Here is a 14,999-nt window from a genome sequence, read left to right as displayed (position 1 = left end):
GAGCGGCAGCCCTCGGGCACCCCAAGGAGTCGAGGCCAGTGGCCGAGGCGAGAGGCCGAGAGCGGAGATCCGAGCGATGTCGATGCCCAACAGCCCCGAGACGCCGCGCCTGACCACCCACGTGCTCGACACCGCCCATGGCCGCCCGGCCGCCGGGGTGGCGGTGCAGCTCTGGCGCCTCACCGACGGCACGCGCGAGCAGGTCGCCCGCGCCCTCACCAACGCGGACGGGCGCTGCGACGCGCCGCTGCTCGCCGGCGCGGCGCTGGCGCCCGGCATCTACGAGATCGTCTTCGCGGTCGGCGCGTACTTCTCCGGTCAGCGCGATGCCGGCGCCGGCGACTTCCTGGACGAGGTGCCGGTGCGCTTCGTGGTCCGGCCCGGCCTGAACCACTACCACGTGCCGCTGCTGATCGCGCCCTACGCCTACAGCACCTATCGCGGCAGCTGACGGGGCTCCAGAGTATTTCCGGCGAAGCGGATACCGGTTCGACGAAGAAAGTACGGCAAAAGCAATGACCTGGATCACCGCACGATCGGGCAGTCACGCTACACGACAGGGGCATGTAGCGAAGGTTCGATATGGCCGGGGCGAGGGTCGCCGGGGAAACATTCCGTTTCCGTTTCTTCCCCTTTCCCGGACGACTGGAGCGATAGCGGAAGGAAATCCGGGATCCAGCACAGGAAGGGCCGCGAAGCGGCTCTGAATGTTGCACCGTTGCAGACACAAAGACGCTTCGCGACTTTTTGCGCTGGATCCCGGATCTCCTTCCACTTCGTTTCAGTCGTCCGGGAAAGGGGAGGAAGCGGAAACTGCGTTGCTGATCGATGAATCTCAGCCGCGCTGAGCCTTCGCACTGTGCCAGTGTCGTGGACCGTGTTGCAGCGCGATCGGATCGTAGTTGAGCGCCGGGAGCCGGATCAGGCGCCCGGCTTCTGCCAGCCGCGCCGGCGCTCGGCGAGGCCGTGCTCGCGGTAATGCAGCAGCGGGTTCACGCCCGCCCGCTCGACGTCCGGATTGGCCGAGAGGTATCCGCGGGTGCTGAACTCGGCGGATGGATCCCGTCCCTCGCGCCAGCCGAAATGCAGGTAATGTTCGAGGGGGTCGCAGCCTTCGGCCGCCACATCCGGATTCTTGCCGAGATAGTAGATCGGGTCGAACCCGCCGACGAGGGAGGGCGCGGACGGCTTGCGGCTCCAGTGCGTCATGCGCCACAGCATCGGACGTTTCGAGGCTCCCATGGGCGAAGCCGAGCGGCGCCGGTATTCAGTGACCTAGCGTTCCGTCGTTGTCCCGGGTCCAGGAAAGCCGAATCGTGAGCCCGGCGCAAGTGGACGATAGCCGGGGAAGCGCCGTCCCGCCGCCTGTTCGGCGTCGCCCGCACCGGGTACTCGGCGCTGGATTGCACGCGAGGCCTCATCTCTGCCACAAGTTGCAGTCTCACTGGACTCGGGCGGCGGGGCGCGTTGCACAGGAGTGGACGATGGGACTCGTCATTCTCGATCCCCAATCGGGCACACGCGTCGAAATCGGCATTGCATCCCCCGATCAGGGGACTGGTCCTGGAGGGGCGAACAGGGCAGGTAGGACGAATGTCCGGCCGGAAGGATTGCCCATGCCCCGTTACTTCTTCAACACTCACATCGGCGAGGACGTGATCACCGATCTGAACGGTGAAGAACTGCGCGATCCCGATCACGCCTGGGAGGCCTCGCGCGCGATCATCCGCGCGATGATGGACGACCCCAAGATGAGCCATGGCGGGAACCAGGACCGTCTGCTCGCCGCGAGCCTCGTGGTGACCGACGAGGCCGGCGAGGTGGTGCTGGAATTTCCCTTCGCCGAGGCCCTGGCGGGCGATGCGCCCGAAGCGCCGCGGCATCCGGAGGAGGCGCCGCGGCACGAGGAACAGCCGCCGCACCACGAGGTGCCGAACGCCCATTGAGGCGTCTCCGCCGAGGCGTCCCGATCGGTCCGGCCCCCGTCCCCCGGCCCGGGCCGGGGCCGAACGCATGACAATTGTCCGCCGCGCCCTATATAGTCAGAGGGCGCCGGGGGCGGGCCGCACACGGCGGCCCGTTCGGCCCGGCGCCCTCTCCGAGGCTGCGGCTCGCCCGCGCCTCGCAAGAGGGATGACGTCATGGCGACCCAAGACAGCACCGCGCGCGGACAGGCCGAGACCCGCGCGGCGCGGGCCCAGATGCAGGCCGAGATGGCGGCGCAGGCCTGGTCCGACCTCGCCAGCGCGGAGCGCAGCCGTGACGACAACATGGCCCGCCTCAAGGCCCTGCGCCTCGCCCGCGAGGCCGAGGCGGCGGAGACGGCGGCGGCCGTGAAGGCTGCCAAGGCCGCCCCCAAGACGCGGGCGAAGAAGAAGGCTTGATTTCCGTCCGCGCCGACAGGCGCGGGCAGGGAAGAGTTGTCAGTCCGCGCCCGGGGCGCGGGACGGATGAGCTGAGCTCTCCGAGGCGGGGCCCGAGGTGCCCCGCCCGCCTTTGAGAGGCCATGCCCGGCAGGCGCGCTTCGACCGCGGCATGGGATGGCCGGGTGATCCGGGGACGTTCTCTGGCGCGATGAGGCGGCCGCTTCCCACTGTACTCGCTAGGCTGCGCGAACGATCCCAGCGCCGGTCCCACCCCGGCCGCCAGTTTTCGGCGGCACCGGCAGGCCTATGACGCCCGTCTCGTCTCGGCGCCGAACTCACGACACTTAGGAAAATTTTCTGAGACCTGCGACTGGGCCGTGGCGGATCAGCCTTCGTCCATGATCCATCATTCTGCGATGGTTTCAAATATTATATGCAATCTTATATTGTCTTACGCTGTATCAGCCCGCTTCTTGCGATACACAACGATACAAAACGTCAATATCTTTCGGATAACCGTTACCTGAACCAGAGGAACGGGATATGAAAAACCGCGTCGGAATGACGGCGAAGTTGGTCATGATCGTCGCCTGTGCGATCGTCATGACGACGGCGGCGATGTGGATGACGGCATCGCGGCAGGTCTGGCTCGACCTGCAGCGGCAGGACCACGAACGGGCGCAGCAGAACGGCCGCACGCTCGCCCTGATCTTCGCCGGCCGGGTGCCTGGGGCGAAGGCGACCGTCGAGGACGGACAGGTGAGGGCGGTGACCGCGCCGGCCCTGACCGACTTCGCCGACGCCTCGGTGGTCGACGAGGCCGTCGCCTATGTCGGCGGCAGCGCCACGGTGTTCGCCTACGATCCGGCCAAGGACGCCTTCATCCGCCGGGTGACGACGGTGCGCCGGGAGAACGGCGAGCGCGCGATCGGCACGGCGCTCGCCGCGGACAGCCCGGCGCAGGGCGCCTTGCGCCGCGGCGAGGCGTTTCGCGGCGAGGTGACGCTGTTCGGCCGCCCCTTCCAGACGATCTACCAGCCGATCCGCGACGCCGGGGGCCGCGTCAACGGCGTGCTCTATGTCGGGGTGCCGGTCGAGGATTCCTACGCGACCCATGCGGCGGCGATGCGCGCCGTCACCCTCGCGGCGGGGATGATCGCGCTGCTGGCCTGCCTGGTCGCGGCCCTGGTGGCCCGCCGCCTCGTGCGGCCCCTCGTCGACATCGCCGCGCGGGTCTCCGGCCTCGCCGCCGGCGACCTCGAGACCCCGATCCGCCATGCCGGGCGGGGCGACGAGATCGGCGCCGTCGCCAAGGCCATCGAGACCCTGCGGGAGACGAGCCGGCGCGCGCTCGCCCTCGAGGAGGAGGGCCGGCTCGGGAGCGAGGCCGCGGAACGCCGGCGCAATGCGCGCGACGCGGCGGTGGCGGCCTTCCGGGGCGAGGTGGCCTCCCTGGTCGCGGCCCTCGGCCAGCGCGTCGCGGGCTTGAGCGAGCGGGCCGGCGCGATGACGGCGCAGGCCGAGGCGTCCGAGGGCGCGATCGCGGCGGCCTCCGCCCGGTCGGAGGCGGCGGCCGGCAACGTCGCCACGGTGGCGGGCGCCGCCGAGGAACTGTCGGCCTCGGTCGGCGACATCACCGGCCAGGTCGCCCGGGCGCGGGAGAGCACCGCCTCGACCCTCGTCGAGGCGCAGGCCGCGGACAGCCGGGTCGGCGAGCTGGTGCGGGCCTCGGCCCAGATCGGCGACGTCGTGGCGCTGATCGACGCCATCGCCGCGCAGACCAACCTGCTCGCCCTCAACGCGACGATCGAGGCGGCCCGGGCAGGGACGGCGGGCCGCGGCTTCGCGGTGGTCGCCGCCGAGGTCAAGGCGCTCGCCGGGCAGACCGCCCAGGCGACGGAGGAGATCACCCGCCAGGTCGCCGGCCTGCGCGGCGCCACCGAAGAGACCGCCGCCACCCTGGCGCGGATCCGCACCCGGATGCACCACATCGACGAGACCACCGCCGGCATCGCCGCATCGGTGACCCAGCAGGGCGCGGCGACGCAGGAGATCTCCCGCAGCGCCGGCGGGGCGGCGGAAGCCTCCCGCGCCATGGCGCGGGACTTCGCCACGGTGATCGGCGCGGCCCGCGACACGGCCGGCGCCGCCGGCACGGTCGACGCCGCCGCCCGCGAGGTCGACGGGCTGACCGCCCGGCTCGACGCCGAGGTCGAGCGCTTCCTGCGGCAGGTCGCGGCGTGAGTGGTTTCCGCGTGGACTACTCTGAACAAATGGAGCGCGGGATCCCCTCTCCCGTGTGGGAGAGGGGTAGGGGTGAGGGTGGCTCGGCTGCCGTATAAATCACCAAGCGTCGAGCTGCGCAGCTCAACGGTTCAGGGTCATTGCGGCAGCCGAGCCACCCTCACCCCCGGCCCCCCTCCCACACGGGAGAGGGGAGACGCGCCCTATTCTGAAGAGTTTTCAGGCGTCACACCCCGATCGCCGCCTTCACCAGCTCCGGCCGCATCGGCAATTCGCGCAGGCGCACGCCCGCGGCGGTCCGGATCGCGTTGGCGAGCGCCGCGGCGGTCGGCCCCTGCGCGACCTCGCCAGCGCCGAGGAACGGCTGGCCAGGGCGGTCGATCAGGTGGACGTCGAGGCGCTCGGGAATGTCGGGGAAGCGGGCGATCGGGTAGGTGCTCCAGTCGCGGCTCGTCGGTCCCTCGGCATCGTGCGCCACCGCCTCGAACAGGCTCCAGCTCATCGCCTGGATGACCCCGCCCTCGATCTGGTCGCGGATGCCGTGCGGGTTGACGACTTGACCCGCATCGACCGCGGCCTGCGCCCGCACCAGCCGGACCCGGCCGCTCTCATGCGCCACCTCGACCTCGACGGCGAGCGCGCAGAAGGCCGCGAGGTTCTTGTAGCGGGCGAAGGCGAAGCCGGCGCCGCGGCCCTTCGGAAGGGTTTTCCCCCAGCCGAAGCGCGTGGCGGCCTCCTCGATCACGGCCCGCGCCCGCGCGTCGTCGAGATGCGCCAGACGGAAGGCGACCGGGTCGGCGCCGGCGGCCTCGGCCAGCTCGTCGACGAAGCTCTCGATCGAGAACACGTTCATGTAGGCGCCGAGGCTGCGCAGGGCCGAGACGCGCAGCGGCATGTCGGCGACGAAGTCGTGCGCCACCCGGGCCTTGGGAAAGCGGTAGAGCGGGATGGCGTTCCGGTCGCCGCCGCCCTCCGGCTGCGGCAGCGCCTTCGGAGGCGGGGCCGGGAAGGGCTTGTCCAGCATCCGGGCCGAGAGCAGCTGGCCGGCGCCGGGCGGGCGGGTGAGGTGGGTCGGGCTGCGCACCGCGTAGTCCCAGTCAATGACGCGCCCGTCGGGTCCCAGCACCGCCGAGGCCTCGGTCAGCATCGCGCCGCCATAGGGCTCCCACAGGTGCTCCTGCTCGCGGGTATACTGCACCCGCACCGGCCGGCCGGGGAGGGCGCGGGCGAGGAGCGCCGCGTCGCCCGCCGCGTCGTCGGCGCCGTTATGGCCGTAGCAGCCCGAGCCCTCGACATGGATGCAGCGCACCTGTTCCTCGGGCAGGGACAGCATCTCGGCGAGCGCCTTGCGCAGGGGGAACATGCCCTGCGCGTGCGACCACACGGTGAGCCGGTCGCCGTCGAACTCGGCCACCGCGCAGGACGGGCCGATCGAGCCGTGCATCTGGTAGCGTCGCCGGTACTGCGCGGTGATCCGGCGGCCCGCCGGCGCGAGCGCCTCGGCCCCAGCCTCGTGGATGATCGTCCGCGTCGCCGACCGGCCCGCGAGGTCGGAGAAGAGCGCGTCGGGCTCCGGCACGCTCGCGCCGCCCTGCCAGACCGCGACCCGCGCGAGCGCCCGCATCGCCGTCACGGCGGCGTATTCCCGCTCAGCGAGCACCGCCAGGAAGTCGCCGTCGCGATGCACCCGGATCACCCCGGGACGGGCGGCAACCTCCTCGGCGTCGAGGCCGACGAGGCGGGCGCCGGGGCGGGGCGGGCGCAGGATCCGGGCATGCACCAGACCGGGCGCGCGGATGTCCTGCACGTAGGCCGCGCCGCCCGCGACCTTGGCGGGAATGTCGACCCGCGGCAGCGGCCGGCCCACCACCGCGTAGGTCGCGGGATCGCGCAGCGCGACCGTCTCCGGCGTCCTTGCGTCGAGCGCGACGTCCCGGGCGATCTCGCCGAGCGCGAGGCGCCGCCCGTCCGGAGCCGCGACGCCGCCGCCCTCGATCCGCAGAGCGGCGGGCGGCAGGCCGAGCCGGCGCCCCGCGGCCTCGACGACCAGCGCCCGCGCCGCCGCGGCGGCGTGGCGGATCGCCGTGGCCGAATCCTGCATCGAGTGGCTGCCGGCGGTGTAGCCCTCGTTCGGGGTCAGCTCGGTATCGGCAGTGTGGAGGCGCAAGGCGGCGGGCTCCAGCCCCAGCTCCTCGGCCGCGACCTGGATCAGCGCCGTCTTGATCCCCTGGCCGAGCTCGGCCTTGCCGGTGAGAACCGTGACGGCGCCGTCCTCGCCGATCCGAATCCAGGCATCGATCCGCGGCGCCTGCCCCAGGCTGCCTGGCAGGGCGGCGGCCTCGACGCGTCGCGGCAGTCCGATCCCGACGAGGAGCGCGCCGCCGACGAGCAGGGTCCGGCGGGTGAGGGCGGTCACGGCGTCGCCCCCGTGGTGGCGGGCTCGCCGACCGCGCGCCGCACGGCGGCGAGGATCCGCATATGGGTGCCGCAGCGGCAGAGATTGAAGCGCAGGGCGTCGCGGATCTCGGCCTCGCTCGGATGCGGGACGGTACGCAGCAGGGCGTGGGCCCGCATCACCATGCCGGCGATGCAGTAGCCGCACTGGGCCGCGCTCTCGGCGATGAAGGCGGCCTGGAGCGGGCCCGGATTCTCCGGGCTCCCCAGCCCCTCGACGGTGGTGACGGACCGGCCCTCCAGCACGCCGATCGGGGTGAGGCAGGACAGGACCGCGCGGCCCTCGACCGCGACGGTGCAGGCGCCGCACTGGCCCAAGCCACAGCCGAACTTGGCGCCGTTGAGCCCGAGCTCGTCGCGCAGCACGTAGAGGAGCGGGGTCTCTGGCGCGGCCTCGATGGCCTGGATGCGGCCGTTCACCGTCAGGGTCGGCATCGGCGTCTCCTCCTTAATGCCCCGCCTCGGCCCGCGCGCCGGGGCGGGGGGCGTCGCGCATCAGGTCCCGCACCGTCGCGTCGAGGTTCGGCCACGGCCCGTCGGGGCTGAACCGGGCGCGCAGGTAGGCGGCGAGGTCTGTGACCTGAGCGGGGGTCAGCATCGCCCCGTAGGCCGGCATGATCGGCCCCGGCGCGTAGTCCCGCGGGGCGATGCCGTCGCGCAGGACGAGGATCAGGTTGCGCGGATCGGGCGCCCGCACGGTGGTGCGGTGGCCGAGGGAGGGCGTGGTGTAGGGCACGCCGCCGGAGGCCCCGCCGCCGCTCTCGTGGCACGTCGCGCAGGCGCCCGCATAAGTCGCCGCGCCGCGGGCCAGCGCCGGATCGTCGTTCGCGACCGCCCGGTCGACCGGGCCGGTGCGGCTGCCGGCGGGACCGGGGCCGTAGAGCGTCGCGACGTAGGAGGCGAGCGCCCGGATCTCGCCGTCCGGCACGGTCCTGTGGGCGTCGACCACCGGGCGCATCGGCCCGGCGGCCCCGCCATGCTGCGGATCCCACTCGGCGAGGTAGCGGGCGAGGCTGTCGCGGTCCCAGGCGAGCGGCGCGGGCGAGGAGCGGTCGAGGGGCGGGACCCACCAGCCGTCGGCCTCGCCCCCGGAATACGCCTTCGATCGTACCTCGGCGCCCAGGAGGTTGCGCGGACTGTGGCAGGCGCCGCAATGGCTCAGGGCTTCGGCGAGGTAGGCGCCGCGATGCCATTCCGCGTCGCGCTGCGGATTCGCCGGAATTGTGGGAGCCTGCGCGAAGAGCAGCTTCCAGCCGGCGAGGAGCGGGCGCCAGGAGAGCGGGAAGGGGAGGGCGTTGGCCGTCGCCACCTGCCGCACCGGCTCCCGGGTCATCGCGAAGGCGTAGAGGGCGGCGACGTCCGGATCGGTCAGGCCGGCATAGTGGGTGTAGGGGAAGGCCGGGTAGAGGTGGCGTCCCCCGGCATCGACGCCCTCGCGCATCGCCCGGGTGAAGGCCGCGAGGGAGTAGCGGCCGATGCCCGTATCCGGATCCGGCGTGATGTTGGTGGCGTAGATCGTGCCGAACGGCGTGCCGATGCCGCGGCCGCCCGCGTAGGGCCGGCCGCCTTCCGCGGTGTGGCAGGAGGCGCAGTAGCCGAGCGACGCGAGCATCGCGCCCTTGCGGACCAGCTCCGGCGCGGTCTCGGCCGGCGTCGCGCCGCCCGGCGCGAGGGCGGGGCGCCAGGCCATGGCCGCGAACCCTGCGGCGGCGAGGACAAACGCTCCTCCGAGCCAGGCGGCGATCCGGCGACGTCCCACCAACCGGCTCCTCCCGCCGCGCGTTTCCGACCGTGCGCAGGCTCGCACCCCCGGCGGCGAGACAACCGGTGCCCCCAGCCACGGTTCCGGTGGACCCGACCGTGCATGCGGACCGGTCTGCCGCACAGTCTTGCCGCAATCCCGCGAAACAGTGATATCGTCCGACCGGCGGAGCGACGCCGGTTTGGCTTAGCCGTACCGGTCGAGCGGCGGAGCTTCCGCATGGTTCGACCCCGAGCGGACGGTCGCCCGCCCGCTTCCGCCGTTTAGCCCGGTCCCGTTCTTGCTGATCCCGCGGGGCCGACGGGCGATCCGTCCCGGGATCGTTTCGGATGCGGCTCACCCGCACGAGACCGACGCCGCATGGCCCAGCAGAGTTTCCACGCCCGCCTCGGGCCCCCGTCGATGAGCGCCGACGACGCGGCCTGCCGGGCCTGCTGCGGCCAGATGCGCGCCCACTGGCAGGAGCGCCCCCATGCCCGCCTGATGGTGGTGGCCTCGACCCCGGTGGTCGAGGCGTTCGGCGGCGGCGTCGAGACCCGCTACCTCTGCCTCGAATGCGGGCACACCCTGATGCACTCGACCGGCCGGTTCGGCCAAGGATGGCATTGAGGCACGCTTGGCATTGACGGGTTCGACCCGGGCAGGCGAAGGACGGCCCGTCCCGGGGAGCCGTGTCCGATGCCTCACGCGATCGTCACCAACACCGAGCGGCCCGACCTCGTCCCCGTCACCGCGCGCTGGCGCTGGGAGGCCTTCCAGCAGGGCCAGGGCCGCAGCCTCGCCGAGGTGATCGCGGCCGAATCCGTCGGCGCTGCGGCCGCCTCGCTGCCCCGCACCTTCGTGCTCCTGGTCGACGACGAGCCGGTCGGCATGGCGAGCCTCGCCGCCCACGATCTCGACACGCGGCCCGACCTGACGCCCTGGCTCGCCGGCGTCTTCGTGGCGCCCCACGCCCGGGGCCGCGGGCACGCCGTCCGGCTGGTCGCTGCGGTGGAGGCGGAGGCGGCTGCCCGCGGGATCCCGACCCTGTGGCTCTACACGCGCAGCGCCGAGGGGCTCTACGCTGGAATCGGCTGGCGGACGGTCGAGACTCTCTCGTATCGGGAGAAGATGTACGCGCTGATGCGGCGGGATTTATCGGACTCCGTTTGATTTCCCGCGATCTTCTTGAAACCCTCAGGGTCATTCCGGGGCCGCACAGCGGAGTTCGGGATCCAGAACCGCAGGTCGTTCAAGAAGAAGCGAAGCGGGCACAGCCGTTTTCTGCACCATCCGAGTGTCTGGATTCCGGGCTCCGCTGCGCGGCCCCGGAATGACCCTGTGGATGTCAACTCCGCCGCGGGAAACAGCGCAGGACGACCGATGGCTGACCCGTCCCTCAGAGCCTGCTTGAGCGGTTGCGCCGATTGATCTGCACACAGGCCGACATCTCTCAACGTCATCCCGGGGCTCGACGAAGTCGAGAACCCGGGATCCATAACCGCTGACGACGCTGGGCAAGGCGGCCAGCGTTCCGCTTCATCCTGCGCCGTCAGCGGTTATGGATCCCGGGTTCCGCTCCGCAGCCCCGGGATGACATCGAGGGTTTCAAGGTGGTCGGTCAACTCAAACAAGCTCTCAGAACCGCCCCGCCAGCGTCAACCGCACGGCCGTCGGCTCGACCGGGTGGAAGTGCCGGTCGGCGACGCCCGCCGCCTCCCCGGGAAGGCGCGATTCATAATAGTAGGTGATCTGGTCGGCCCGGGCGTTCGTCAGGTTGAGCACGTCGAGGGCGAGGCTCACGCCGTTGTCGAAGGCGTAGCCGATCCGGCCGTTGAGCAGGGCGGTCGGCTTCGAGCGCACCGAATTGTCCTCGATCAGGGGGCGCGGCCCGAAATAGCGGAAGCGCAGGGTCCCGAACCAGCCCTGGCCCTCGCCGAAGGTGACGCCCGCCGAGGCGATGGTGGTCGGTGCCTCCGGCACCCGCCGCCCGACCGGGTCGCGGTCGGCGAAGCGGGCATTGGTGAGGGTCAGGTCGCCCTCCAGCCGCAGCCAGGGCGTGACGGCGTAGTGGTTGCTCCACTCGATGCCGAAGCGGCGGGTCGGCCGGCTCGGCTCGGTGGTGCCGGTGTCGCCCTGGAACAGGTTCTCGGAGGCGAAATCGAGCCGGAACAGGGCGAGGCTCGTCTCCAGCCCGGCGATGGAGCGGTTGCGGATCCCGACCTCGTAGCCCGTCGAGGGGACCAGGAAGGGCGAGCGGGCAATATTGAACAGAGGGCTCGCCGGATCGACCGTCGCGGTGACGCCGCGGGCGTCGTTCGAGTGAAAGCCGCCACCGTAATTCAGGTAGATCTCGGTGTCGGCGAACGGGCCGAACACCGCGCCGAGCTTCGGGTTGACGATGCCGTCGCGGGCTTTCCCCGAATTCGCGGCTGTGTCGGAGCGGACGTCGGCATAGTAGCCGTCGGCCCGGAAGCCGACGCTGGTGCGCAGCCAGTCGGTCCAGCGCACCCGGTTCTCGTAGTAGACAGCGGCGCTCGCCTCCAGCACCCGGTCGTCGAGCACCGTCGAGCGGTACTGCCGGGCGGTGGTGTTAAAAAGGCCGACCCGGATGTCGTCGGTGCGGGTCTGCACGCCGATCTCGTTCTCCATCGCCAGACCGAACAGGTCGCCCTGGAAGACGCGGCTGACCTCGCCGCCGCCGAGCACCCGGGCGTCGCGCTGGCGGAACTGGTCGCCGTTGACCGGATCGTTGAGAAAATAGGTGAAGTTGTTCCAGAGGTTCATCTGGTAGCGGATCACGTAGGCCGAGGCCCGCGTGATGCCGCCGGCATCCGACTGGCTCCAGCGCCCGGAGAGCGAGAAGCGTCCGGTGTCTCCGCCATCGGTCGGATCGAGGCTGCCGTAGCGGCCGATGATCCCCTCCGCCACCGCGCGCTCGGGGATCTGGTTGGTGGCGTTCCACTTCGCCCAGTAGGCCATGCCGGTGACGGCAAAGCCGTCCGTGGCGGTGCCCTGGCTGTAGCGGGCGACGCCGTTGAGCTTGCGCAGGGCATCGGGCACGACCCACGGCCCGTCATAGGCCTGCGCCTCTCCCGCGACGAGCAGGTTGCCGGCGCCGAGCGGCACCGAGGCCGCCGAGAGCCCGCGCCTGAAGCCGAAGCTGCCCAGCGTCGTCAGCGCGATGTTCCTGTCCAGTTTGTCGAGATAGTCGATCCGCACCGAGCCGGCGGAGGCGAAGTCGCCGTCGCGGACGAAGTAGGGCCCTTTGTGGAACTCCACCGCGCCGACGAGTTCGGGGATCAGGAAGTTGAGGTCGGCGTAGCCCTGGCCGTGGGCGTGAGTGCGCATGTTCACCGGCATGCCGTCGACGTGGAGGGCGATGTCGGTGCCGTGGTCGAGGTTGAAGCCGCGCAGGAAGAACTGGTTGGCTTTGCCCTCGCCGGAATGCTGGGTGACGATCAGGCCCGGCACCGCCTCCAGCACCTCGCCCGGGCGGGTAACAGGCAGGCTGTTGATGACGGCTCCGCCGATGATCCCGGCGCTCGCCGCCTCGACCGGGCGCAAGGACCCGCCGATGCCGGTGATTCCGCCGGGATAGCCGGCGCTGGCCGCCCCCGGCGCGGCGGTCACTGGTGCTTTCACCTCGATCTGGTCGAGGGGGATATCGTCCTGGGCGAGAGCGGGACCAGGCAGGCATGCGGCGGCGAGGGCCGCGAGGAACCGGGAACGGGAGACGGGCACGGGCGAGCCTTCACGGGCTGTGGCACGTCACCGTGGAGGCACCGGCACACCCCGGCCGGCGCGGCCCACATGTGACCACGGCTGACGGCAGGTCTTCTTCCCACCAAGTCTCCTGGCTCACGGGTCGTTGCCTCCCATCGTCTTCCCGGGCTCCGGCACCCAGTGACGTCGGTGATGGAGGGCTCGCCGCTCACAGTTGCGGGGGCAGCCGCGGCTTCTCGCACCGCGTTCCCTTTTGATCCCCGGGGGGAACCGTCCCGTCGAGGTGTAGGCGGGAACGGGGCGGGCGCCAACGAGGCGCGCGCCGATTTGTCGGGCGTGTTGCCGGTTGTCGACGGGACACCGCGCGGGGTTCCGTGTCGGCGCGGCGCCGTCGCCTCAATCCGCCAGCGGCCGCGCTTCCTCCGGCAGCATGATCGGGATGCCGTCGCGAATCGGGTAGGCGAGCTTGGCCGAGCGGCTGATCAGCTCCTGGCGCGCGGAATCGTAGTCCAGCCGCTCCTTGGTCAGGGGGCAGACCAGCAGCTCGAGCAGCTTCGGGTCGATGCGGGTGGCCTCGAAGGAGGCGGGGGAATCGCTCACGGGACGTCCTTCCGAATGGTCCGGTGGGACCTTGCGCCTGGGTCTCTAGCCCAAAGCGCCGCTTATTGCAGCGTCGGCTCGGCTCCGGAGGCGCGCACCAGCTCCATCTCGGTCACGGCGATCAGGACCTCGGCCCGGGTCTTGAGGTCGGGCGCTTCCAGCATCGCCTGCTTCTCGCGCGGGCCGAACGGGCTCATCATGCAGAGCGCATTCACCAGGGCCTCGTTCGGCGCCTCCTCGATCCCGGCCCAGTCGACCTTGAGGTCGTTGGCCTCGACGAAATCGCGAAGCGCCTTCAGCACCCCGGCGCGGTCCACCGCCTCCTCGCCGGCGCGGGCGTGGAAGTCGCTCTCGAACGGCGCGAAGGTCACCTTGCAGCGGCGGAAGCCCGTGGCGTTGGGCAGCTCTTCCTCGATCCGGAACCGGGCGATGCCGGTGAGCGAGATCAGGTAGCGGCCGTCGCCGGTCTCGGCGAACTGGGTGACGCGGCCGGCGCAGCCGACCCGGAAGAGTTTTGGCGAGAGCGGGGTCTCGCCGGACTCGGAATCCGGCTGGATCATGCCGATCACCCGGTCGGTGCGCAGGGCCTCGTCGATCATCGCGAGGTAGCGCGGCTCGAAGATGTTGAGCGGCATCTGGCCCCGCGGCAGCAGCAGAGCCCCGGGGAGGGGAAAGACCGGGATCTCGGTCGGGCAGTCGGCCGGCCCCTTGTAGGCGACGTTCATGCTCATCGGCGTCGCTCCCGCGCGGATCGGAGGGGTGTCCCCGGGCCGCGTCGTCTCGGGCCCGGGATCACAGCCTGCTACCTAGGGCGCGCTCCGCCGGCGTGGATACCTGTCCGGCGTAATGCCGCGCCCGAGATGCACTTGAGCCGGCCTTACGAGAACATCAGGGTCGACAGCTTGCGCCGGCCGCGGATGGTCATCGGATCCATCGGTCCCCAGGCCTCGAACAGCTGGAGCAGCTGCTTGCGGGCGCCGTCATCGTTCCAGGTCCGGTCGCGGCGGACGATCTCGATCAGCTGGTCGACCGCCTCCTGCTGCTGGCCCTTGGCGTTGAGGCCGAGCGCGAGGTCGAACCGGGCCTGGTAGTCGGCGGGGTCGGTCTCGATCCGGCGCTGGAAGCCGGCGAGGTCGCCGAGCGACGCCGCCTGCTCGGCGAGCTCGATCGCGGCCTTCACGGCGGCGATGGCCGGGTCCTTGGCGGCCTCGGGCGGCGCTTCGTCGATGAAGCGGCGGGCACCCTCGAGGTCGTCGGCGTCGAGGTGGAGGCGGGCGAGGGCCGCGATGGCGCCGGTGTGTCCCGGCTCCTGGCCGAGCACCGCGGCGTAGATCTCGGCGGCGGCCTGGGTGTCGCCGGCCTCGGCGGCGGCTTGCGCCTCCGCCATCGCGTCCTCGATCGCCGTCGGGCCGACGGGGCCGACCAGGCGCTCGATGAACGCCTTGATCTGCGCCTCGGGGAGCGCGCCCATGAAGCCGTCCACCGGCTGGCCGCGCTGGAACGCGATCACCGCCGGGATCGACTGGATGCCGAGCTGGCCGGCGATCTGGGGATGCTCGTCGATGTTCATCTTGACGAGCTTCACCTTGCCGCCGGCATCCTTGACGGCCTTCTCGATGATCGGCGTGAGCTGCTTGCACGGCCCGCACCACGGCGCCCAGAAGTCGACCAGCACCGGCTGCTGCAGGGATTCCTGCATCACGTCCTGGCGGAAGGTCGCGGTGGTGGTGTCCTTGATCAGGGCGCCCGCGGGGGGCTGGCCGGCCGCGGGAGTGTCGGTGAGCATCGATGACCTCGGGAGAACGGCCTTCACGTTGCGGGCCTGCACGGCCCGCCGATCAGATGGGGTAGACCGGCCGCCCCGGCCA

The 14,999-nt window shown here is 71.5% G+C and carries 14 protein-coding genes and 1 riboswitch; of the genes, 6 read left to right on the top strand and 8 right to left on the bottom strand.

Translation table 11 applies throughout. The features are described from left to right. Positions 1–76 precede the first annotated feature (76 nt). On the top strand, positions 77–451 hold the full coding sequence (uraH, locus tag BM430_RS08550; protein ID WP_093566816.1) for a hydroxyisourate hydrolase: 375 nt from the start codon (positions 77–79) through the stop codon (positions 449–451). 470 nt (positions 452–921) lie between these two features. Here the strand turns inward: uraH and BM430_RS08545 are convergent, their stop codons facing one another. After that, positions 922–1,221, bottom strand: a complete 300-nt coding sequence (locus BM430_RS08545) for a hypothetical protein (protein ID WP_244539386.1) — start codon at positions 1,219–1,221, stop codon at positions 922–924. 395 nt (positions 1,222–1,616) lie between these two features. Between BM430_RS08545 and BM430_RS08540 the strand changes: the two genes are divergently transcribed. The 3 genes from BM430_RS08540 (at position 1,617) to BM430_RS08530 (ending at position 4,610) form a co-directional block, all read left to right on the top strand. Then, positions 1,617–1,946: a DUF6894 family protein gene (locus BM430_RS08540; RefSeq protein ID WP_244539392.1), complete on the top strand. Its 330-nt coding sequence runs from the start codon at positions 1,617–1,619 to the stop codon at positions 1,944–1,946. Between the two features lie 195 nt (positions 1,947–2,141). Then, positions 2,142–2,384, top strand: a complete 243-nt coding sequence (locus BM430_RS08535; protein ID WP_093566815.1) for a hypothetical protein — start codon at positions 2,142–2,144, stop codon at positions 2,382–2,384. A gap of 561 nt (positions 2,385–2,945) precedes the next feature. Next, positions 2,946–4,610, top strand: coding sequence for a methyl-accepting chemotaxis protein (locus BM430_RS08530; protein WP_244539385.1), 1,665 nt, complete (start codon positions 2,946–2,948; stop codon positions 4,608–4,610). A gap of 226 nt (positions 4,611–4,836) precedes the next feature. On the opposite strand, the gene BM430_RS08525 is transcribed toward BM430_RS08530, so the two are convergent. Genes BM430_RS08525 through BM430_RS08515 form a run of 3 tightly spaced genes read right to left on the bottom strand, consistent with a single transcriptional unit; the run spans position 4,837 to position 8,823 of the window. After that, the gene (locus BM430_RS08525; protein WP_093566813.1) at positions 4,837–7,026 is read right to left on the bottom strand and encodes a xanthine dehydrogenase family protein molybdopterin-binding subunit; all 2,190 of its coding nucleotides are present in this window, start codon (positions 7,024–7,026) and stop codon (positions 4,837–4,839) included. After that, the gene (locus BM430_RS08520) at positions 7,023–7,499 is read right to left on the bottom strand and encodes a (2Fe-2S)-binding protein (RefSeq protein ID WP_093566812.1); all 477 of its coding nucleotides are present in this window, start codon (positions 7,497–7,499) and stop codon (positions 7,023–7,025) included. Before BM430_RS08520 ends, BM430_RS08525 begins: the two co-directional genes overlap by 4 nt. 13 nt (positions 7,500–7,512) lie before the next feature. Further along, positions 7,513–8,823, bottom strand: coding sequence for a cytochrome c (locus tag BM430_RS08515; protein WP_244539384.1), 1,311 nt, complete (start codon positions 8,821–8,823; stop codon positions 7,513–7,515). Between the two features lie 363 nt (positions 8,824–9,186). Here BM430_RS08515 and BM430_RS08510 point away from each other — a divergent pair, with 363 nt between their 5' ends. Both BM430_RS08510 and BM430_RS08505 read left to right on the top strand, forming a co-directional pair. Continuing rightward, complete coding sequence (locus BM430_RS08510; protein ID WP_244539383.1) at positions 9,187–9,435, top strand: hypothetical protein; 249 nt, start codon at positions 9,187–9,189, stop codon at positions 9,433–9,435. A 69-nt stretch (positions 9,436–9,504) separates the two neighbouring features. Further along, entirely contained in the window at positions 9,505–9,978 is a 474-nt protein-coding gene (locus tag BM430_RS08505) for a GNAT family N-acetyltransferase (RefSeq protein ID WP_093566810.1), read from the top strand. 465 nt (positions 9,979–10,443) lie between these two features. Here the strand turns inward: BM430_RS08505 and BM430_RS08500 are convergent, their stop codons facing one another. From BM430_RS08500 to trxA, 4 genes are all read right to left on the bottom strand, one after another. After that, positions 10,444–12,450, bottom strand: a complete 2,007-nt coding sequence (locus tag BM430_RS08500) for a TonB-dependent receptor (RefSeq protein WP_244539391.1) — start codon at positions 12,448–12,450, stop codon at positions 10,444–10,446. Between the two features lie 203 nt (positions 12,451–12,653). Further along, positions 12,654–12,801, bottom strand: a riboswitch (cobalamin riboswitch). 126 nt (positions 12,802–12,927) lie between these two features. Further along, positions 12,928–13,131, bottom strand: coding sequence for a Trm112 family protein (locus tag BM430_RS08495; RefSeq protein WP_093566809.1), 204 nt, complete (start codon positions 13,129–13,131; stop codon positions 12,928–12,930). Positions 13,132–13,193: 62 nt separating this feature from the next. Beyond that, on the bottom strand, positions 13,194–13,862 hold the full coding sequence (locus BM430_RS08490; RefSeq protein WP_093566808.1) for an LON peptidase substrate-binding domain-containing protein: 669 nt from the start codon (positions 13,860–13,862) through the stop codon (positions 13,194–13,196). 146 nt (positions 13,863–14,008) lie between these two features. Continuing rightward, positions 14,009–14,917: a thioredoxin gene (gene trxA / locus BM430_RS08485; protein WP_093566807.1), complete on the bottom strand. Its 909-nt coding sequence runs from the start codon at positions 14,915–14,917 to the stop codon at positions 14,009–14,011. Positions 14,918–14,999 lie beyond the last annotated feature (82 nt).

Source organism: Methylobacterium sp. 174MFSha1.1 (genome assembly GCF_900116815.1).
Lineage (GTDB): Bacteria > Pseudomonadota > Alphaproteobacteria > Rhizobiales > Beijerinckiaceae > Methylobacterium.
Note: the sequence above shows the minus strand (reverse complement) of the source record. Positions and strands in the feature narration are given on the sequence as shown.

What these genes read in the sequence shown, in the direction of transcription:
- uraH (WP_093566816.1), top strand. Translation starts at nt 77, where the DNA reads ATGTCGATGCCCAACAGCCCCGAGACGCCGCGCCTGACCACCCACGTG.
- BM430_RS08545 (WP_244539386.1), bottom strand. Translation starts at nt 1,221, where the DNA reads ATGCTGTGGCGCATGACGCACTGGAGCCGCAAGCCGTCCGCGCCCTCC.
- BM430_RS08540 (WP_244539392.1), top strand. Translation starts at nt 1,617, where the DNA reads ATGCCCCGTTACTTCTTCAACACTCACATCGGCGAGGACGTGATCACC.
- BM430_RS08535 (WP_093566815.1), top strand. Translation starts at nt 2,142, where the DNA reads ATGGCGACCCAAGACAGCACCGCGCGCGGACAGGCCGAGACCCGCGCG.
- BM430_RS08530 (WP_244539385.1), top strand. Translation starts at nt 2,946, where the DNA reads ATGATCGTCGCCTGTGCGATCGTCATGACGACGGCGGCGATGTGGATG.
- BM430_RS08520 (WP_093566812.1), bottom strand. Translation starts at nt 7,499, where the DNA reads ATGCCGACCCTGACGGTGAACGGCCGCATCCAGGCCATCGAGGCCGCG.
- BM430_RS08510 (WP_244539383.1), top strand. Translation starts at nt 9,187, where the DNA reads ATGGCCCAGCAGAGTTTCCACGCCCGCCTCGGGCCCCCGTCGATGAGC.
- BM430_RS08505 (WP_093566810.1), top strand. Translation starts at nt 9,505, where the DNA reads ATGCCTCACGCGATCGTCACCAACACCGAGCGGCCCGACCTCGTCCCC.
- BM430_RS08490 (WP_093566808.1), bottom strand. Translation starts at nt 13,862, where the DNA reads ATGAGCATGAACGTCGCCTACAAGGGGCCGGCCGACTGCCCGACCGAG.
- trxA (WP_093566807.1), bottom strand. Translation starts at nt 14,917, where the DNA reads ATGCTCACCGACACTCCCGCGGCCGGCCAGCCCCCCGCGGGCGCCCTG.